General features: G+C 29.1%; 20 protein-coding genes and 1 riboswitch. Of the genes, 3 read left to right on the plus strand and 17 right to left on the minus strand.

Features of this window, described 5'->3' with window-relative positions:
* Window positions 1–139 precede the first annotated feature (139 nt).
* From NSA23_RS09765 to NSA23_RS09785, 5 genes are all read right to left on the minus strand, one after another.
* Window positions 140–841 carry an N-acetylmannosamine-6-phosphate 2-epimerase gene (locus NSA23_RS09765; protein WP_257490477.1) on the minus strand — a complete coding sequence of 234 codons (702 nt, stop codon included), beginning with the start codon at window positions 839–841 and terminating at the stop codon, window positions 140–142.
* Window positions 842–2,380 (minus strand): glucose-specific PTS transporter subunit IIBC, encoded by a 1,539-nt coding sequence (ptsG, locus tag NSA23_RS09770; RefSeq protein ID WP_257490478.1) that lies wholly within the window; start codon window positions 2,378–2,380, stop codon window positions 842–844. It abuts the gene before it with no gap.
* A gap of 113 nt (window positions 2,381–2,493) precedes the next feature.
* Complete coding sequence (locus NSA23_RS09775) at window positions 2,494–3,315, minus strand: MurR/RpiR family transcriptional regulator (protein ID WP_222704842.1); 822 nt, start codon at window positions 3,313–3,315, stop codon at window positions 2,494–2,496.
* A gap of 134 nt (window positions 3,316–3,449) precedes the next feature.
* The gene (gene fsa, locus NSA23_RS09780; RefSeq protein WP_042683449.1) at window positions 3,450–4,121 is read right to left on the minus strand and encodes a fructose-6-phosphate aldolase; all 672 of its coding nucleotides are present in this window, start codon (window positions 4,119–4,121) and stop codon (window positions 3,450–3,452) included.
* Between the two features lie 36 nt (window positions 4,122–4,157).
* Window positions 4,158–4,709 carry a cupin domain-containing protein gene (locus NSA23_RS09785; RefSeq protein ID WP_187116716.1) on the minus strand — a complete coding sequence of 184 codons (552 nt, stop codon included), beginning with the start codon at window positions 4,707–4,709 and terminating at the stop codon, window positions 4,158–4,160.
* A gap of 359 nt (window positions 4,710–5,068) precedes the next feature.
* On the opposite strand from NSA23_RS09785, the gene NSA23_RS09790 reads away from it, so the two are divergent.
* Window positions 5,069–6,250 (plus strand): DUF819 family protein, encoded by a 1,182-nt coding sequence (locus NSA23_RS09790; RefSeq protein ID WP_257490479.1) that lies wholly within the window; start codon window positions 5,069–5,071, stop codon window positions 6,248–6,250.
* 32 nt (window positions 6,251–6,282) lie between these two features.
* On the plus strand, window positions 6,283–7,254 hold the full coding sequence (locus NSA23_RS09795) for a dipeptidase (protein WP_042683447.1): 972 nt from the start codon (window positions 6,283–6,285) through the stop codon (window positions 7,252–7,254).
* A 167-nt stretch (window positions 7,255–7,421) separates the two neighbouring features.
* Here NSA23_RS09795 and NSA23_RS09800 read toward each other — a convergent pair whose 3' ends face one another.
* From NSA23_RS09800 to NSA23_RS09835, 8 genes are all read right to left on the minus strand, one after another.
* Window positions 7,422–8,972, minus strand: coding sequence for a DUF4127 family protein (locus tag NSA23_RS09800; protein ID WP_222704841.1), 1,551 nt, complete (start codon window positions 8,970–8,972; stop codon window positions 7,422–7,424).
* A 334-nt stretch (window positions 8,973–9,306) separates the two neighbouring features.
* Window positions 9,307–10,113 carry an HAD family hydrolase gene (locus NSA23_RS09805; RefSeq protein ID WP_257490480.1) on the minus strand — a complete coding sequence of 269 codons (807 nt, stop codon included), beginning with the start codon at window positions 10,111–10,113 and terminating at the stop codon, window positions 9,307–9,309.
* 10 nt (window positions 10,114–10,123) lie between these two features.
* The gene (locus tag NSA23_RS09810; protein ID WP_257490481.1) at window positions 10,124–11,452 is read right to left on the minus strand and encodes a PTS sugar transporter subunit IIC; all 1,329 of its coding nucleotides are present in this window, start codon (window positions 11,450–11,452) and stop codon (window positions 10,124–10,126) included.
* A 16-nt stretch (window positions 11,453–11,468) separates the two neighbouring features.
* Window positions 11,469–11,786, minus strand: a complete 318-nt coding sequence (locus NSA23_RS09815; protein ID WP_257490482.1) for a PTS sugar transporter subunit IIB — start codon at window positions 11,784–11,786, stop codon at window positions 11,469–11,471.
* 71 nt (window positions 11,787–11,857) lie between these two features.
* Window positions 11,858–12,565, minus strand: a complete 708-nt coding sequence (locus tag NSA23_RS09820) for an N-acetylmannosamine-6-phosphate 2-epimerase (protein WP_246119239.1) — start codon at window positions 12,563–12,565, stop codon at window positions 11,858–11,860.
* The gene (locus tag NSA23_RS09825) at window positions 12,528–12,836 is read right to left on the minus strand and encodes a PTS sugar transporter subunit IIA (protein ID WP_042683444.1); all 309 of its coding nucleotides are present in this window, start codon (window positions 12,834–12,836) and stop codon (window positions 12,528–12,530) included. Before NSA23_RS09825 ends, NSA23_RS09820 begins: the two co-directional genes overlap by 38 nt.
* Window positions 12,837–13,006: 170 nt before the next feature.
* The gene (locus NSA23_RS09830; protein WP_050069917.1) at window positions 13,007–13,816 is read right to left on the minus strand and encodes a MurR/RpiR family transcriptional regulator; all 810 of its coding nucleotides are present in this window, start codon (window positions 13,814–13,816) and stop codon (window positions 13,007–13,009) included.
* A 1,370-nt stretch (window positions 13,817–15,186) separates the two neighbouring features.
* Window positions 15,187–17,133: an NAD(P)/FAD-dependent oxidoreductase gene (locus NSA23_RS09835; RefSeq protein ID WP_257490483.1), complete on the minus strand. Its 1,947-nt coding sequence runs from the start codon at window positions 17,131–17,133 to the stop codon at window positions 15,187–15,189.
* Between the two features lie 81 nt (window positions 17,134–17,214).
* On the opposite strand from NSA23_RS09835, the gene NSA23_RS09840 reads away from it, so the two are divergent.
* Window positions 17,215–17,349, plus strand: coding sequence for a helix-turn-helix domain-containing protein (locus NSA23_RS09840; RefSeq protein WP_257490513.1), 135 nt, complete (start codon window positions 17,215–17,217; stop codon window positions 17,347–17,349).
* 119 nt (window positions 17,350–17,468) lie between these two features.
* Here NSA23_RS09840 and thiD read toward each other — a convergent pair whose 3' ends face one another.
* From thiD to NSA23_RS09860, 4 genes are all read right to left on the minus strand, one after another.
* Window positions 17,469–18,248, minus strand: a complete 780-nt coding sequence (gene thiD / locus NSA23_RS09845; protein ID WP_257490484.1) for a bifunctional hydroxymethylpyrimidine kinase/phosphomethylpyrimidine kinase — start codon at window positions 18,246–18,248, stop codon at window positions 17,469–17,471.
* A 373-nt stretch (window positions 18,249–18,621) separates the two neighbouring features.
* Window positions 18,622–18,735: riboswitch (TPP riboswitch) on the minus strand.
* Window positions 18,736–18,929: 194 nt separating this feature from the next.
* A complete protein-coding gene (locus NSA23_RS09850) occupies window positions 18,930–19,475 on the minus strand; it encodes a TIGR01440 family protein (protein ID WP_042683441.1) in 546 nt (181 codons plus the stop codon).
* A 47-nt stretch (window positions 19,476–19,522) separates the two neighbouring features.
* Entirely contained in the window at window positions 19,523–20,110 is a 588-nt protein-coding gene (locus NSA23_RS09855; RefSeq protein ID WP_257490485.1) for a hypothetical protein, read from the minus strand.
* Between the two features lie 33 nt (window positions 20,111–20,143).
* Window positions 20,144–21,346 (minus strand): aspartate kinase, encoded by a 1,203-nt coding sequence (locus NSA23_RS09860; protein ID WP_042683439.1) that lies wholly within the window; start codon window positions 21,344–21,346, stop codon window positions 20,144–20,146.
* Between the last annotated feature and the right edge of the window lie 4 nt (window positions 21,347–21,350).

The following is a 21,350-nucleotide window of genomic DNA, read 5'->3' on the forward strand; positions in this document are numbered from 1 at the left end:
TTTTGCTTTATAATTAATTTTAGTATGTGATTTCATTGCAGATAAATTATACTAAAAAACAGGTCGAAGAGCTACCGCTCTTCGGCCTGTTTTACTTTTATGGGCTTTTTATTTTGAAACAGCCCCTTTTTTATCTATTCTACTTTTTTATTTCATCAACAAACTTTTTTGTTATTATTTGTGGCCTTGTAATAGCACTTCCTACTACTACAGAATGTGTACCTAATTCTAAACATCTTTTTGCTTTTTGTGGTGTATCTATTTTGCCTTCTGCTATTACTGGAATATTAACATTTGTTATAATTTTCTTTAAAAAATCAAAATCATTTTTGTCAATACTTTCTTCTCTAGAATACTCTGTATAACCTACTAATGTAGTAGCTATAATATCAAAGCCAAGTTTTTCTGCTTTTATTGCTTCTTCAAAATTAGATATATCAGCCATTAATATTATATTAGAATATTTTTCTCTTATATCTTTAACAAAATTACCAAGACTTTTCCCATATGGCCTTTTTCTATTTGTAGCATCAATAGCCACTATATCTACTCCTACTTCAACAAGTTCATCTACTTCTTCCATTGTAGGAGTAATATAAACATTAGAATCTTTATAATTCCTTTTTACTATACCTATTATAGGTAAATTTACCATCTTTTTTATTTCAGCAATATCTTCCTTGGAATTTGCCCTTATACCTACAGCTCCACCTTTTTTTGCTGCTAAGGCCATTTTTCCCATTATATATGAATTGTGTAATGGTTCATCTTCAAGAGCTTGACAAGAAACTATTAGCCCATTTTTTATTTTGTCTAAAACCATCATATCCCTCTTTTCCATTTACTCTCCTATGAGCTCTTCGATTTCATTTTTTATTATAGTTACAGAAGGACCATAAATTACTTGTACTCCATTACCTTGTATTATAGTTCCTTTTGAACCAGTATTTTTCAGCATTTCTTTATTAACTAATTCTTTATTCTTTACAGTAACTCTCAATCTTGTGGCACAGCAATCTACTTCATCAAGATTTTCTTTTCCACCTAAGGCCTTAACTATAGATTCTGCTCTATCATTACCTGTGACTACCTCCAAGCTTTCTTCTGATGCTTCATCTTCTCTTCCTGGTGTTTTTATATTAAATTTAGTTATTAATATTCTAAAAGTTAAATAATAAAGTAAAAACATACCTATTCCTAAAATTGGAACCATAACCCAATTTGTTTTTGAATTTCCCTGCAATACTCCAAACAATATAAAGTCTATAAAACCACCTGAAAATGTTTGTCCAATAGTTATTTTAAATATATGTGCTAACATAAAAGATAATCCATCAAACAAAGCATGAATTACATATAAAAATGGTGCAACAAACAAAAATGAAAACTCTAATGGTTCCGTAATACCTGTTAAAAATGAAGTCAAAGCTGCTGACATAAGGAATCCTGCAACTTTCTTTTTGTTTTCTGGTTTAGCCGTATGATATATAGCTAAAGCTGCTCCTACAAGACCAAACATCATAGTTAAAAATCTACCAGCCATAAATCTTGAAGTTCCAATAAAAAATTTACTTACATTTGGTTCTGCCAATTGGGCAAAAAATATCTTTTGAGTTCCCTCAACTAAAGTGCCATTTATTACTTCTGAACCTCCAATACCAGTAGTCCAAAATGGCATGTAAAATATATGATGTAAACCAAGAGGTCCTAACATTCTTAAAATAAATCCATAAAAAAAGGTTCCTATATATCCAGTAGCAGTAACAGCCTTACCCATAGCTGCAATGCCATGTTGAATTGGAGGCCATATGAAAAATAGTATAATACCAACTAAAATTGCCGCCTCTGAAGATACTATAGGTACAAATCTTGAGCCACTAAAAAATCCTAAAAACTCAGGCAATTGAGTTTTATTATATTTGTTGTGAATAACTGATGTTACAGTCCCTATTAATATTCCACCTAAAACTCCTGTTTCAAGAGTTTGAATACCAAGAGTCATTCCTTGACCAACGGATGCAATATTATCAGTAGCCAATTTGCCAGTTATGATTAATAATGCTTTTATTGATGTATTCATAACAAGATAGGATAATACCGCTGCAAGACCAGCTGTTCCCCTGTCTGATTTAGCCAATCCTACTGCAATTCCTACAGCAAATAGTACTGGTAAATTAGCAAAAACTATCTCCCCGCACATACTCATTATCGTAAATAAAGTTTGTAACCATCCTATATTTAAAAATGGGTAAGCTTCTATAGTATTAGGATTTGATAAAGCTCCCCCAATGCCAAGCAAAAGTCCAGCTGCTGGCAAAACTGCTATAGGAAGCATAAAAGCCTTGCCGAATTTTTGAGCCTTACTAAATGCATTATTCATTTTCGTTCACTCCTTTTTATGAAAACTATTTTCATGATTATTATATCAAAGAAAATAGTTTTTGCAAGCGTTTCTAATAAATCTCAAAAATAAAAAAAGCGTTACAGATAATTTTATCCGTCCGCTTTTCTATACCTATCTACCGCCTCTAATGTTTTATTCATAGAAGAAGATAGTTCTTTATCTCCTAATAATAAAAGTGATAGAATGTCTATTAAATAAATTGTTGACAACTGACTGTTTATAAAATTTTTCTCTCCTACAAATTTTGTATTATATGTTATTATTGATAGATCAGCATACTTGTTTATAGGGCTGTCATCAAAGCTTGTTATTACTAAAACAAAAGCCTCTTTTCTTTTAGCTTCTTTCAATCCTTTAATTACTTCAACTGTAGTACCAGAATTAGAAATTCCTATAACCATATCATCTTTTGTTAAAAGACTACTATTCATTGCCATAATATGTGGATCTGTTACAGCATCTACTATCATCCCCATTCTCTGCAATCTATATTTCATCTCAAAAGCTGTTAATCCAGAACTTCCAAACCCGTATATAAATATCCTATTGGCTTTCTTAACTTCTTCTACAAATTTTAAGATTATTTCTTTGTCTAGTATCTTGTTAGTTCCGCTAATAGTAGTATTATAATAAGAATATACCTCTTGGAAAATATCATCAGTAGCAGCATTATTTTCTGTAGCATTAGATGCACATAATTGCATCTTCATTTCAATAAAACTTTTACAACCTATCTTTTTACAAAACCTAGTAATAGTAGAATTGGATGTATTTGTCTTTTCTGCTAAATCATTAATATTAATATTTTTTAAAGTACTACTATGCTGAATAATGTAATCAGCTATCATTCTCTCCTTTTCTGAAAATGATAGATATTTATTTTGTATTTGAAGTAAAATATTATTATCCAATATATCACCTTCCTAGATACCAATTATATCATAATAAATTTTAAATTTAGAATCTAGCATTAATTATATAGTTAAATATAAGGACAGTACCTTCTAATCTATAGCAAAAATTATCAAACTACTGTCCTATTCCACTATTCTATTATTTTAGTTCCTTCTCCAAATACTTCTTCCCAATCTGATACAAATTTATCTACGCTATAATCTGTTAAAGGATGGTTCATTAGAGATTTAGCTACATCTGCCGGTACTGTAACACTTTGAATTCCATGTTTAAATATTTCTAGAACTTGTTGAGCATTTTTAAAGCTTGCACCTAACACTTTACAATTAGAATTGTATTCTTTAAATATCGTTAGAAGATCTTTTACTACATTTATTCCATCCCCTGAAATATTATCTAGTCTATTCACATATGGAGCTACATAGCTGGCACCAGCTTTAGCTGCCAAAACTCCCTGATGAGCTGTAAATATAGCTGTTGCTGTCACTTTTATACCTTCTTTAGATAATTCTTTAACAGCTCTAAAGCCTTCCTTAGTAACTGGTATTTTAACAAAGATATTTTTATGAAGCTTATTTAAAAATCTAGCTTCTTCCATCATTCCTTCAAAATCACTACTTACTACTTGTACATGTATTATCTTATCTTCCCCTATTATATTAGATATCTCTTTTACTGATTGGAATATCCTTTTGTTTTCCTTAGCTATTAAGGTAGGATTGGTAGTTACTCCATCAATGGGCAATATAGAATTTAGTTCCTTAATTTCTTGTATATTTCCTGTATCTAAAAATAACTCCATATTAATCTCCCCTATCTATTTAAATTTTTTTAAATCTTAAAAACTAGGTGGCGTCATGGCCCAAATAGATATACATTCTTCTTCTCCAATATTTATATATCTATGAGGTATAGTACTATCTAAATAAATACTGTCTCCTTCTTCTAAGATATATTCTTTGTCCTTAGTTTTAACCATTAATTTGCCTTTAATGACTATTCCACATTCTTCTCCATCATGGTTAATGAGACCAGTCCTTGAAGAATCTCCTGGATTAATAGTTATATATAAAAATTCTATCTTCCTATTCAAATCTGGTGTTAATAATTCATAAGTAGCAATAGTGTCTGAGGTGACTATCCTCTTCCTTTTATCTTTCTTTACTATTGGATTAAATACTGGAGTAGGTTCCTCATCAAAAAAATAGCCTATAGATGAATTTAAACTTTTAGATATTTTCCAAAGAGTAGCTACTGAAGGGTTGACAGCATTCCTTTCAACTTGGCTTATTAGTCCAGCACTAACTCCTGATAGTTTTGAGAGATCTGCAATACTTATGTTTTTTTCTTTTCTTAATTCTTTTATTTTTGAACCTATATCTATTTCCAAAATACTCACTCCTATAAAAGATATCGTTAATATTTTACCATAATATAGTTTTCAATACACTAAATAATATTCAATATATTGAATTATTTAAAAATATATATTATACTATAAACATAACAGAATTTGGTTAAATATTTTATATAATTTAAAAATTATATTTTCTAAAGGGGGATTTTTAATTATTATATGGAAGGAAAGCCACTTCTTTAAGTGTTAGATAAATAACTAGTATTTAATAAATTAAATTTTATTGTTATTTTTTTTAAAATAGGATATAATAAATATACAAGAGGTTGCAGAATAAATTAACTAAATAGTTTTTTAAATAAACATGTGTTGGAGCACATGTTTATTTTTTTGTGTTCTTTTTATTATTTTTTATATTAAAGTTTAATTCATTTTCTATTTTATCATTTATTTTATTTTTAGCTTTAAATTCTAATTCTATCTTTTCTTTATTGTATATAGTTATGGCTCTAGCTAATTTTAAGATAATACCTACAGATGCACCTACCTATGATATGGTTTGGGATTATGTAGTACCTTTAGCATTGCCTATGCTATTATTTAACGCAAATATTAAAAAGATTTGGAAAGAAAGTGGGCGTATGGTTATCATATTTGTCATAGGCGCTGTGGGAACTGCATTGGGAGCAACTTTAGGTTTCCTTTTATTAAAAAATCATATTCCTGAATTATATAAAATGGCAGGTATGATGACAGGCTCATATATTGGCGGCGGAGTTAATTTTGTAGCTATGGCTGATAATTTTGTAGTATCAAAGGAGTTGATTTCTGCCTTAGTAGTAGCAGATAATTTAAATATGGCCTTATATTTCTTTATTCTCATAGCTATTCCATCAATTTCATTCTTTAAAAAGAATTATAATCACCCTCTAATTAACGAATTAGAACAAGTAGGAGAAAATGGAGAATCTAAGACTAGAGCCGCAGCTTATTGGGATAAGAAAGAGATTTCCCTTAAGGATATCGCTTTCACAGTAAGTATAGCTTTTATAATAGTAGCTATATCTGATGCTTTGGCTAATTTTTTAGCTAGTATTATTCCTACTGGAAATTTTGGACTAGCATTACTTAATGGGTTTTTAGGAAATAAATATTTAATTATTACTACTCTTACTATGCTTCTTGCAACTTATTTTCCAGATTTCTTTGGAAGTATAGGTGGAGCACAGGAAATTGGAACTTTCTTAATATATATTTTCTTTGTAGTTATTGGAGTACCAGCTTCTATACACCTTATTATTACAAAATCACCCCTATTATTAGTATACTGTTCTATAATGGTCATAATTAATATGATATTTATACTAATCTTAGGGAAAATATTTAAATTTAATCTAGAAGAAATCCTTATTGCATCAAATGCAAATATAGGTGGACCTACTACAGCTGCAGCAATGGCTATTGCAAAGGGATGGACCTCTTTAGTTCTTCCATCAATTTTAGCAGGAACCTTAGGATATGTAATTGGTAATTATTTTGGTATATTTATTGGTAATTTATTAAGCATTTTCTAAATTATAAATATTAGTAGAGAAGGGATGAGTATATGATTTTTGATTGTCACGGTGATATCTGGACAGATGTTACTGTTCAAAGAAGTAAAGGTATGAAAAATATTATAAAAAATAGGCATTTAGATAGATTTAAAAAAGGAAATATTATAGGTGGAATTTTTGTACTCTGGACAGACCCTCCACATGATAAAACTCCAAGAAAAAGGTTATTAGAAATGGTTGAAGCTACTGCTGCAGAAATAATGGAAAATCAAGATATATTAAGAATTATTCTAGAAAAAGAAGATTTTAATAAGGCATTAAATGAAGAAAAACTAGCTGTTATAATTGGTGCAGAAGGATTGAGTGGTATTGGAAAGAATATTGATTTGATAAATGCCTTGTATCTCTTTGGTCTAAGACACGCTTCTCTTACTTGGAATGAAGAAAATTTACTAGCTACAGGAGTAAGAGGAAATCCTAAAAGAGGTGTTACAGAGTTGGGAAAAAAGGCTCTCCATCTAATGGAACAATTAGGAGTAATAGTTGATGTATCTCATGCTAATGATAAAACTTTCTGGGATATATATGAAAATACTACCAAACCTTTTATAGCTTCTCATTCAAATTGTAGAGCTCTTTGCAATGTAAAAAGAAATCTTTCTGATGAACAACTGAAAGCTATTCGAGAAAGAGACGGATTTATAGGACTAAATTCCTTTAATGAGTTTGTCCATTTAGATAAGGACAAACAGGATTTAAAACATTTAGTAAATCATTTAGACCATATGGTAGAAATAATGGGTGTAGATCATGTAGGTTTTGGATTTGATTTCTTTGATTTTCTAGAAAATAATACTACTGATGATTTTGTAGAGGGAAATACTATAGGAACTCTAGGCTTCGAAAATGCTTCTAAAACCCATAATTTAATTGAAGAAATGAAAAATAGAGGATATAGCAAGGAAGATATTGAAAAAATAAGCTATAAGAATTTCTATAGAATCATTGAAGAATTAATATAAAAATAATGGACAAGATATCTTGTCCATTATTTTTATATTAATTGTTTGAAAAAATTTATATCTGGATTTTTCCGGTCTTCTCTTGTCACAATTATGCAAATCAGTCTGAATAATCTTGCCTAATATATAACAGTAAGATAATACTCTAACTTAATTAGCTATAATATCTAAATATTTTTGCTAATTTCAAAATCAATCCCAATTTCAAACATCCTATGCCATGGAAAATAGATTTTCAAATTATTAATTGATATATTCTTAAAGCTTTTCTTGATAATTTTTTCATACAACTGTTTAAGTCTTAGCTTTACTTCTTTAGAAACTTTTTCATCTTGACCATTCAACTGAAAATAATTTCCTCCCAATGATGGAAGTACATCATCTGTCACAACTTTCCTAATTTTTGCTTGATAAAGCCCATCTTCTAATAAATGATATAGTAAATTTTTTCTCATATATAACTGATTTTGTTTCTCAAGCCCAAATACTCCTGCTGCTATAGACGTTCCTAACGTATTACAGTTAGTATTCCACCCTTTATATGAAACTAAACGCTCTAACACATTATACTCATCTAAATATCGAATTAATTCTAAATCTCCACCATTAGCAAAAGCACTATCTGCAACTACAACAGGCTTATTTTGATTAACAAACCGATAGATTTGATCAACAAAGAAGTTAAGTTGTCTGAAACTATTATAGCTTATATCTTTATTATCTTGATAAGTAGCTTCTTCCATTATTTCTCCTGGTGAATTAATAGCTAATATAAAATCTGCATCTTCAGGGCTATTTATCCATTGGCATCCTGAAGCTAATATATGTGCCTTTAAACTTTCATTTAAAGGCCGGTCTTCGTATAGTGGAATTATTAATGGTCCTTTTGTTGAGCTATAAAAAGGGTATACTTTAGGACTCCTATCTAGTAAATAATTTAAAGCCCTAGCAATTAGAGTACTTCCTACTTCATCAGCACCAGGATATATCATAACATCGTTCTGAATATTTTTCTTCAATATATTTCTATATATAACTTTCTGATCTTTTGCTGTGTATCCATAAACAGATGAATCATCCTGTGGAATAGAAAGAAAATCAATTATATCCTTTTCAACTAATTCTAAAATACTTTTATTAATTAAGAGATTAAATTTTCTTCTATTTTCATAATCTTTCAAATATTCCTGTGGAATAATATTACAAATTTTATTTAACATTTTTTCTTCATCCACATTAAGCCCTACACGACTTTTTTTATCCATTAAATATGCTCTATAAAAGATTTTTTCACCATATTCTTCATAATAGTCTGGTTCCTCATCAGAAGAATTATACCTTGGAGTTCTCATAATTAAATTAAATCCAAATATTGGAGTTAATGGATTTAACTCTTTTAATGTAATAAAATTATTTATACGTTTTGATCCTTCTTCTTTTGACAAGTTATGAAGTCTAGATGGAAGTAGTCCACCATAAATAAGCATTTCAATCGATAAAACCATTATATCTGCATTAACTGATTCTTCTAATACAAATTCCCAAATCTTATTAACATCTCCAGGTTCTTTCTTATTTCCTAATAGTTCTTTATGTGGAACAATTAATTCAATGTCCTTTCTAGTTTTAGAAATATATTGTGGATATAAATAATTACATGGACGCTCATCCAAAGGAACATATAAAATCTTTATAATTTTTATCACCTCAATTATCATAAACATAACATTTGATGTATCATAATGCTTTGTATAACTTATTTTTTAAAATACTAATTTTCTTCATCTATATAGGATTCATTTTAAGAAAATGCAAATTTCTTAGTTGAACTACATTGATCATTGAATCTATGGATTCTTTTCTTTGAATAAAAAATCTATGAAACTAATTTAGTTTATACATGAACATGATAAGCAATATTTTGATTCTGATATTAACAAAAATTCTTTAGAACTAAAAAGGTTGCTTTTATTCCCTTATAACTATTATTAATGATCATACTGATAAAATTAATATTATACTTTAACCATACTATTTATTTCTTTCTTCAGTTTAATCTATTCTTTCCATACCTGAACAACTATCATTCAACATTGACCTAATACAATCAATGACTGTATTGTAAATGTAAGTTGATTTTTCTTTTACTGATATAGGAGAATGTTCCATTGCATAAGAGTTTTTAGTAACTTCATACATTGATATATCATTCTCAGAGTCTCCAATAACATGTACTTGATTAGATTTCAATTTCAGCTCATCCATTATTTTTCTTATAGCCATTCCCTTAGATACATCTTTTGGAATAATTTCTAAAGAATGCTTACTAGTAATAACACAATCAACAAACTCTCCATATTTTTCAGCTACTTCTTGTCTTATTTCTGAAAAAATATCTAAGTTACCAAAAATAAGAAATATAGTAGGAAATATATCTATTCCTATCCTTTCATACATATTAGGAATAATTATTGAAGAATCAACGAATTCTGCTACTTCTCCTTCTGGTCTTGAAGATGGAAAATATCTACGTTTAAAGTCTGAAACTTCAAATCTAATATCTTTTTCATATAATAATTTTGATATTTGTCTTGCAATCTCTGAATTAATCCTCTTTCCAGAAAACATATTTCCATGATGATCTTTTATAACTGCACCATTTTGGCTAATACGATAAAGGCCACTTATTTCCATCCTCTTTTCAACATAAACTATATCATGATCTAGTCGTCCAGTTGCAATTATAAATTCGCCACCAAAACTTGTAAACTTACGGATAGCCTCTGCAGTTCCTGGTACAATTCTATTTTTGTTATCTAGTAGTGTACCATCTAAATCACAAAAAATTGTTTTTAACATGAATTACCTCCTATATTTCTGTATTCTCGTCTTCTAATTCTGTATGAGCTGAAACTATATTTGTTGCCATTACAAATGGAAGATAAACTATTATAGAAATACCAATTAATAATGCTGCTAAAACTGCTGCTCTCCAATCTCCTGCTGTAGACAAATAAGCAGATAAAATAGGTGGTGTTGTCCATGGTACCATAACAACAGTTTTAGAAATTAAACCTAATCGGGTTGCTATATAAGCAATATTTAAATTTATCAATGGCACTAATATTAATGGAATTGCTAAGATTGGATTTAAAATTACTGGTAACCCGAACATGAGAGGTTCATTTATGTTAAATAAACCTGGTGCTATAGATAGTTTAGCTATTCCTTTATCTTCTTCTCTCTTGGAAGCAATTAATATAGCTATTATCAGCCCTATAGTACAGCCACCACCACCAAGCATTGCAAAACTATCAATAAATGGTTTTGTTACAATATTTGGAATATCTAATCCAACATTAAAAGCATTAATATTTTCTTGAATAGCTACTAATAAAGTAGGTTCGGTAATTGGCCCTAATACAAAAGTTCCATGTATTCCTAGAGACCATAATAAATTTTGAAATAACATTACAATATTTATTCCAATCATACCTTGAAAAACAGCACTTAACGGTTTTTGTATTAACTTTACAACTAAATCCTGTAATCCAAATCCAAATAAACTTTCTATAATAAACACAATAACTCCAAATAATGTTAATGTAATAAAAGCTGGAATAAGTGCACTAAATGATTTAGATACTGCCAAAGGTACAGTATCAGGTAAAGAAATTTTAAACTTATTATTCTTCTGAAGTCGTAAAAATATTTCAGTACCAACCAATGCTGATATAATAGCGAATAATAATCCTGTAGCAGAGGTTTCATTCTGACTAATAGCCCCCATAACTTCTACTGGTTTGTCAGCACCAATAGGTACTATTTCAAGCGTAGATGGAAACATAGTCACTAAGACAGCAACTGAAATAACTCCTGAAATTAATCCATCTTCTCCATAGCTCTCTGATAATTTGTAAGCAACAGTAAAAGCAATCAATATTGATAGAAAACCAAGTGTTCCGTTATAAACTTGATTACCAATTGCCTGATATCTACTTAAATCAACTATATTTCTTAATATCCCATTATTACTATCCAATATAACATTATTGATCAATATGAAAAAAGAAGATACTATAACAAGAGGCATTAAAACAACAAAACCATCACGTATAGCACATAAATGACGTTGGTTTGAAAATTTCATTGCCACTGGTGTTAGCCAATTTGATATTTTACTTGAAAACTTTTTCATAGTTTCTCCTCCCTTTCTATTTTCTATTATTTAAAGTTTCCATAATGCTGGTTAAAACATTATCTGCATTCATCATCCCATAATCAGTACTATTAATTACTCTCACTGGACATTTACCATTTACTAGGTGCTCCATTTGTTCTTTCATGAATGCAACTTGAGGTCCTAACAGAAGGAGATCGTATTCCTCCTTTTTAATAAGAAATTTTCCTTCTGTAATTGATACTGCCTGAATATTTAAATTAACTTCTTTTTTCTCTATTTCTTTTTTTATTTTCTCTACCAACATACTAGTAGACATACCTGCACTACATAAAACTAAAACCTCATACATTTTCTTTTCCTTCCCTATAAGCTAAATTTACCAACTTGAATACTAATAATTTTCTTAAATAATTTTAGTTGTCATATCATACTATAAACAAATTTTTTTGTAATCTCTTTAGGCCTAGTAATAGCTGTACCTACAACAACAGCATATGCTCCAATATCTAAAGCTTTCTTTGCTTCAACAGGAGTATTAATTCGTCCTTCTGCTAAAACAGGTATATTAAGATTTTTGACTAGTTTGGTAAGAAGAGAAAAATCAGGTCCTTCTTTTTTAGAAGAATATGTAGTATAACCTGCTAATGCAGTAGATACACAGTCTACACCTAACTTTTCTGCCATCACTCCCTCTTCAAATGTAGAAACATCTCCCATGACCAAACAATTATTATTCTTAATATAAGAAATTAAAACTTTAAGTTCTTGGTCTTTTGGTCTTTTTCGATTTGTTGCATCTAAAGCAATCATATCCACACCAACTTTTAATAATTTATCTACTTCCCTTTTTGTTGGTGTAATATATACATCTGAATCGGAATAACTTGCCTTAATAAGTCCTATAATAGGAAGTGGTACTTCTGCTTTTATCTCTTTAATATCTTCAACAGAATTTGCACGTATAGCTGCAGCTCCACCTTGCCATGCTGCTTTTGCCATTTTACCCATAATATAAGAACTATGCAAAGGTTCATCTTTTAAAGCTTGACACGATACTATTAACTTCCCTTTTACCTTATCTAACATATCATCACCTTCTATTTGTTTTTCGTAAATCAATAATTTCATTTGCTAAATCTCTAGCTAATAATGCAGTCATAAGGTGATCTTGAGCATGAACTAAAATAATTGAAACTTCGTTTCTTTCTCCTCTTGCTTCACTTTGTACTAAATTTGTCTGAATTTTATGAGCAACTATCAGTTCTTCATCAGATTTTGCCATTAGCTCTTCCACCTTTTTGAACTCATTATTTCGTGCATGTTTTAATGCTTCCATAATATTGCTTCTTGCATTTCCACTATGCATAATAAGTTGAAAAGCAATCTCATTTGTATTCATAATTTCCTCCTATTATTATTTTTATTTCATTATACCAAAATAAAAATAGCCTGTAAAGCATATTTCTCCAGTTTTATTTTTTTGGAGAATATATTTCAAATTAGATATACAAAAAATCAACAGTTTAGTTAAACTGCTGATTTTTATTATGAAATTAAGCAAATAATTACTCATTTAATTGAACGAGATATTTTTTCTTTCATATATTTAATTTTCTTTTCATCTATTTCAAAAAGATAATAACAAATTTGCTCTATAATGAAAAGCTGAGACATTTCCGTAATAAGGGTACTTCCTTCTTGATCCACTTCTTTGCCAGCTGTATAAATAATTAAATCTGCAATTTTTGTTATAGGAGATCTAGAATGGTTGGTAATTGCTATTGTTTTTGCATTATTCTGCTTCGAGTTTTTTAAACAATTAAGAGTTTCTATTGTATCACCTGTTATACTAAAAGCTATCGCCGTATCCTTCTCAGTTATTAGATGAGATGATACTAATTGTATATGTTGCTCAGTAAAAGAATACGCCTTATATCCAAGACGCATCAATCTACCTTGAGCACCTTGTGCTGCTAATCCAGAAAAACCAACCCCAAATAAATAAATTGTTTGACTTCCCTTAATCCATTTTGCAGCTTGTCTTAAACTCTCTATATCAGTCAGCTGCATAGTTTCATCAAGCATTTGAATCATTTCATTATAAACCCCACAACCTTTTTTTCTAAAATCAGGCTCCTTTGGATTACGTAAGTTTTTAGCCATATTTGTTTTAAAATCATGATATCCTGAAAATCCTATTTTCTTAAAAAAACGAAATATTGTAGCTTCTCCTACACCACATTCCTCTGAAAATTCACTTAAAGAAGTAAATACTATGTTTTGGTAATTTTCTAATATATACTTAGCCACAATTTGTTCACTTGGTGTAAGCGAAGGGTATACACTTTTTATTTTTGTCAAAAATTCAGATGCCATCATATAAATATATTTCCTCCTAACTCCAATAAAATACATAATGTATTATCTTACAATATTAACAATTAATCTAATAATACCTTTTCTATTTCTGTATTCCATAATAAAATTTCTTCAATTAAATTTTAATACCTTATATTACTTTTGTCTACTTTATAAAATATCACAAACGCCAACATAGATTTGATTCTAAATATTACATTTATTAAATTATTTAAACAATCTAAGCGTAAAATCACCATTGTCTCTAGAATTCTTTCAATTCTGTAGTAACATATAACGGATTATAATTCATTAGAAATCAAATTTTGTTCATTTAGCTTTCTACAAAAACTATTTTAATTTATTTGCAATTAATTATACATAAGCTAGATAATTAGCTAGTATCTAGTTGCAATTATAAATAATATTAAAATCTAGTAGATATAGTATTTTATTTCTTATCGTAGACTTATTTTTTAATACCTCTCTTAAATTAATAAAGGGGGAATAATTATCCCAAAATCAGATTTAGCTATTATATTTGGTATACGCCCACTCATAGACAGAAACACTAGGTTTGGTATATTGTTTTCTATATCCTCATCCACATTCCTCATATTCTATCTAACTGTAGTGATGAACAAATCCGTAAATTTATTTTTAATTTTAACTTTTCCCCATTATATTTTATTATTCTTGAACTTGTTTTTTATTCTAAAAAACATCATTATATATTTTATTATCTAGACATACTTCAAAATCTAAATGTCATCATCCCGCTACTCTTCATATTATCAGTAATACTTGAATCTATCTTTAGAAAATAAAGCTAAATAAATTATATAATCTATTCCCAGATTTTAAATTCTATTCTCTGACAATTTATTTATCTAAAAGTATACCAAATATTGTTCTTATTACAAGATAATTTATATCATATACCATAAACTTCTTCATCAACTATAATACGTTTTTTAAAAAAAGATACCGAAAAAGCAAAGAAATCTAGGTTTAATAATATTGAAATTTATGAAACTCATTGATATTTAATTAATGGGTTTTCATCACCATTTTCGACTAAATACGAGTACAATAAAAATCTATAATACAGGACTAGCTTTTAATATATTTATATTTGAAAAAATAAGCTATAAGAATTTCTATAGAATTATTAAAAAATAGCTATTTTCATATTCCATTGATATTATAAATTTTTCTTCTGCAGTATACTTACTTCTTTTTAACATAAAAAAGCCCCTTAAGATATCAAATTTTTATTTTTTAATCTATCTACCTTAAGGGGAGTATATAGATGCCTTATCCATTATTTTTAAAAAAGTTTATATCTGGATTTTTCCTGTCTAATATATTTTTAACTCTCCGTACCTTATTTATTCTAGGGTATAGGCTAAATCAAAACCTGTTTGTGTTGCATTAGAAATTTTTCCTGGTTTAGTTGCATCTCCTAAAATCATTACATTATTGAAATTATTTTGTATATCTTTTACAAACTCATTATTTTCTACACTAGTAACTCCCAATGAAAGTACTACATAATCTGTTTCTATGGCTATTTTTTCATTATTATTAGTATTTAGTACATTTACTTTTCCATTATCTATCCCAACTAATTTTCTACAAGGTATCATTTTTACACCGTATTTTTCAAGTCTAGTAGTTATATCATATAATACTGAGCGATAGACTCCAGGACCTATTTCATTTAGCATTTCTACTACTTTTACTTTATTGCCTTTTTCAGCTAAATACTCTGCAGTTTCTAACCCTGTCATTCCAGATCCTACTACTACTATTTTCTTATTCTTCACATCCATTTCCTTATCTAATACATTAGTTGCTAATACTACATTTTCTCCATGAATTCCTGGTAACTCTGGTACTATATTTTTTCCACCTATTGCTATAAATACTGAATATGGATTGAGAGCTTTTATTTCTTCTATAGTAGGCGATGAACCCAACCTAATATCTACTCCAAGTTGTCTCATTTGATATTCCATATTATCTATTAAATTTTGTAATCTTTCTTTGCAAGGTGGTTTACTTCCTAAATACACACTCCCCCCAAGATTATTTTTCTTTTCAAATAGTACTACCTTAAATTCTCTTTCAGCTAATACTCTAGCAGCTTCCATTCCTGCTGGTCCTCCACCTATGACTACTATTGTCCTTCCTTCGCCATTTTTCCTATAGTCGCTATATTCATTCTCATAGCCCAGTCTAGGATTTACAGCACATTCCACTGTTTTTCCATTCATCAATTGTTCTATACAATGTAAACAAGCTATACAAGGTCTTATTTCCTTTTCCCTTCCTTCCTTTGCCTTCTTTGCCCACTTAGAATCTGCAAGTTGTGCCCTACCTAGAGCTATAAAATCACAATTTCCTTCTTCTAAAAGCTTTTCTGCAAATTCCGGAGTTTTAATAGCATCACAAGCAATTACTGGTATTTTTACATTATCTTTTATTCCTTGAGCTAAATGTTTCTTCCATCCTTCTTTATAAGAAATTGGTTCAATAATTGTTATACCTGATTCATAAGTACCTGAGCTTACATTTATAGCATCTATCCCTATACTTTCTAAATATCTAGCCATCTTTATAGCTTCTTCGTGAGTTATTCCACCTTCAACAAATTCATCTCCATCTATTCTCACACTTATTGGGAAATTTGGTCCACAAATATGTCTTATTCCTAAAATTATTTCTGTTACAAATCTCATCCTATTGTTAAAGCTTCCACCGTATTTATCAGTTCTCCTATTTGTCAATGGGCTTAAAAATTGACCTATTAAATATCCATGAGCACCATGAAGTTCAATACCATCTATTCCTGCTGTTTGTGCTATCTTAGCTCCTATGACAAATTTCTTTACAAGTCCTTCTACTTCTTCAGTAGTCATTTCTCTTGGCTTTTCACCTACAGTCTTACATGTTATAGGACTTGGTGCTACAATTTGTCTTCCTTCAATAAGTCTGCTATAAGACTGTCTCCCTGGGTGATGGAGTTGTAAAAATATCTTTGTACCATGTCTATGGACTGCTCTAGCCAATTTTTCTAATCTAGGTATGTGTTTTGCCTCTATGGCACATAATTGATTTGGTAATCCAACTCCTGTTTCATTGTCAATTCTAGTGATTTCTGTGATTATTAAACCACAGCCACCTTCTGCTCTTTCTTCATAATATCTAATTATTTCATCTGAGGCTTCTCCCGTTGATGTAGCTAATGATGTTCCCATTGCTGGCATTACTATTCTGTTTTTAAGATTCACTTTCCCTATACTACCTTTCTCGAAAAGATTTTTATACTCCATAGATAAACCCCCTTATTAGTAATATAAAGTTATATATAACTTTATATTAAATAGGATTATGTTACCATTAATAGATTATTCATACATAGAAATACTATGAATTATAGATTGAATAAAATAAGAGAAATAGGAAATATAGCTTTAGACAACAGCGAAGAGATATTTAGACTCAATATGTCAATAAAGATATTAGAATATATACTCAATATACATTAACGAGAATCTTCTTAACCCTTACATAAGGCAAAAAACCTAATCCATAGAGCCTAATCTTTTCAGATTTATTATCTAAATATTAAATGTAAAAAATTGGCCTATGGATTGCCAATATGAATCTATAATCTATATAGATGATCTAAAGGTCCTTTACCCTTTCCTAAATCTAAACCTGCTTTTATTGCTCCAGTTAAATATTCTTTAGCTTCTTCTACTGATTCTAATATATCCATACCTTTAGCAAGATTTACTGCTATAGCTGAAGATAAGGTACAACCCGTTCCATGAGTATTTGGATTAACTATTCTCTCTCCTGCTAGCCAATAGCATTTCCCATCCATATATAATAAATCATCAGCACAATTTTCTAAATGGCCACCTTTAACTAGTACTGCTCCCTTTATTAATTTATCTATTATTCTAGCAGCCTTTTCCATATCCTTTCTATTATTTACTTCTATGCTACTTAATAGTTTGGCTTCAAACATATTTGGTGTGATAATATCCGCCAATGGCAATAATTCTTGAATTAAAGTTTTAGTTGCAGTAGATTTCATTAAAGAGTTTCCACTAGTTGATACCATAACTGGATCTACTACTATATTCTTTCCATCATACTCTTTTAATTTTTCAACTATTACCCTTATTATATTTTCATTTGATATCATTCCAATTTTTATTGCATCAGGATAGATATCAGTAAATACTGCGTCTAATTGTTCCCCTATAAATTCTGGAGATAAATCTACTACATTTGTTACGCCGGTGGTGTTTTGTGCTACTACAGAAGTAATAACACTCATTCCATAGGTTTTATGAGCAGCAAAGGTTTTCAAATCTGCCTGTATACCTGCTCCCCCACTAGGATCTGTACCTGCTATAGTTAATAATTTTTTCATAATTTCTCAACCTCCAATTGACTAAAATTATCAATATATATCTACAACTTCCCTTATTTCTTCCAAATCAGATAAGTCTGATTCATTTTTTACTGCAACAATGTTTAAACCACATTTTTTAGCTACTAATATACAATGGAGAGTATCTTCAAACCTTATATATCCTTAGGTTTTAATCTAAGTCTATTAGTTGTATTTTGAAAAATTCAGATTGTTCTTTACTTAAACCAAGGTCTTCAGCAGTTTGGATAAATTTAATATAATCTTTAATGTAATGTACAATTGAATTTTACTTCTATACATTTTCAAAGATGTTTTTAAACCCTAATATTCCTCTATTTTTATATAAAAAAGACTTGCCATTGCAAGTCTCATTATAAATTCTTAAATGATCCCTACGTTGGCATTATCCAAATCAGGTTATATGGTCGAACTGATACCACAGCTCCTCTCAGCAAAGTTTATCTAAGCCCCCATTTTTATATTCTCTTGTACTTTAATCATATCATAAATTGTTGAAATAAATCCAATAATCTTGCGTTACCTTTTTATTTGTAAATATTTGTTATTGTCAATTTATAGTATAAATTGACAATAACAAATATAGGGATAGTATTTTGATAATCATATACATTAACAAAATACTATCCCCGTATCCAATTTCAAACTAATATTTGAGTATTATTCATACTTTGCCCTTTCTCCACCAATAAGTTTTGGTCTTACTCTAGCTGCAGTCAAATGGGCTGAGCCAATATTTTTAATAGACAATCTTACTGGAACAGCTACTCTTTTTAAATGCATGCCAATAAAAGTATCTCCTATATCAAGACCTGCATCTGCCTGTATTTCTTCAACTACTACTGGATTGTCTAAAGCTCTATAATAAGCAGAGCTTAATGATCCCCCTGCCTTAGGATGAGGTACTACTGTAACAGGTGTTAATCCATATTTTTTAGCACATCGTTCTTCTATAATTAAAGCTCTATTTAAATGTTCACAACATTGAACAGCTAGAAATATGTTTTCTCTTTTGATAATAGGCATTATACTATTAATAAGTTCTACCCCAATATCTGGTACAGAGGCAGAACCAATAGTTTCACCAATAATTTCACTAGTACTACCACCTATAACTAAAATGTCTTCTTCTTTTAAATTAGCTTTCTCTAATAATTCTTCTACTGCACTAATAAAATCTTCTTTTAAATTTTCTAATTTATCCATAAAAAACACTTCCTTTAAAAATTGTTAAAGTATTGAATAATAAAGTTTTATGATATAATAGATTTGAGATTATTTATGTCACGCCAATTCTTTGCAGTTATTTGTTCTACAGATCTAAAGTCTTCTCTCATTTCTTTAACTTCATCATGAACATATTGAACTTCTGATTTTAATTCCTTTCTAGTCATATCATGTTCATTTTTTATACGTTCTTCTATTGACTTAAAGCGATTATCCATCTTTTCTTCTAATAACTTAAACTGGTCTTTAGTATTCTTTTCTGAATCTGAAAACTTATTGTCTAATGATTTAAACTGCTCTTCAGTGCTTTTTTCTAAGTCTGAAAATTTATTATCTAATGATTTAAACTGCTCTTCAGTACTTTTTTCTAAGCCTGAAAATTTATTATCTAATGATTTAAAATGCTCTTCAGTACTTTTTTCTAAGCCTGAAAATTTATTATCTAATGATTTAAAATGCTCTTCAGTGCTTTTTTCTAAGCCTGAAAATTTATTATCTAATGATTTAAACTGCCCTTCAGTGCTTTTTTCTAAGTCTGAAAGTCTGCTGTCAAATGAATTAAATTGCTTTTGAATGTCACCTAGTATCATCAAAATTTTTTCTTCATTATCCATAGCATTATCCCCCAGCCATTTTATTATATTATATCATAAACTAAATTCTTTAACTATATCTGAAATAAGTTTCTTTTTATCCTCTTTACTAATAACATAGGATATACTAAATTCAGTATTAATCACCTGCTTTACTTTTATGTTATTGTCATAAAATGTTTTAAATATTCTAGTATGATAATCTGCCACTAAATTAATTCCTGTCCCAATTAGAGTTACTTTCATAGAATCTTCATCTTTAACAACTTTTATTGGATTAATTTCCGAGTAAACTAATTCTTCTATATTATCAATTGAACCATAATCATCTTTTGAACATATGAACGATATGTTTATAGCTTCATTTGGAATATTCAAAACATTTATAGTATTTATATCTACTCCAATGCTGATTAAAGTATTTAAAAAATTTATTATTTCATGTTCACTATTATTAATATTTAATATATTTATTATAATACAACTTTCATCTATTGATAATCCTGTTATTTTGCTTTCTTCCACCTTGCTAACCTCCCCTATAAAAGTACCCTTACTATCAGTAAAACTTGAAGCTAAATAAATTGGTACATTATATTGTTTAGCTAATTTTATGGCTCTTTTATCTAATACTTTTGTGCCAGAAGAAGATAGAGAAAGCATTTCATTATAGTCAATGTATTCTATTTTCTTTCCATTAGAAAATATTCTTGGATCTACAGAATATACACCTTCTACATCAGTATATATCTCACATATACAATTAAGTCTTCCTGCTAGAGCTACAGCAGTAATATCCGAACCTCCTCTGCCCAAGGTTGTTATATCTCCTTTATTATCAATTCCCTGAAAACCTGGAACTATAACTACTTTCCCCTGCTTTAAATATCTTAAAATACTGCTTTTATCAATATCTTTTATAGTAGATCTAGTATGCTCACCTTCTGTATATATTTTGGCTTGATATCCCGTTAAAGAAATAGAATCACATCCTAATTCTTTTAAAATCATAGATAACAAGGCCGCTGTTTGCTGCTCTCCTGTGGACAATAGCACATCTAATTCTCTTTTATCTGGTATATTAGATACCTTTTTAGACAGGGATACTAATTTGTCTGTGGTATTTCCCATAGCTGATACTACTACAACTAAATTCTTTTTTTCTTGTTTTTTAGTAATTATTCTTTTAGCTATATATTTTATTTTTTCAATATTCTCTACTGAGGAACCTCCATACTTTTGAACAACTACATCCATTTGC

Origin of the sequence: Anaerosalibacter massiliensis, from assembly GCF_024623155.1 — a bacterium.
Taxonomy (GTDB): Bacteria; Bacillota; Clostridia; order Tissierellales; family Sporanaerobacteraceae; genus Anaerosalibacter; species Anaerosalibacter massiliensis.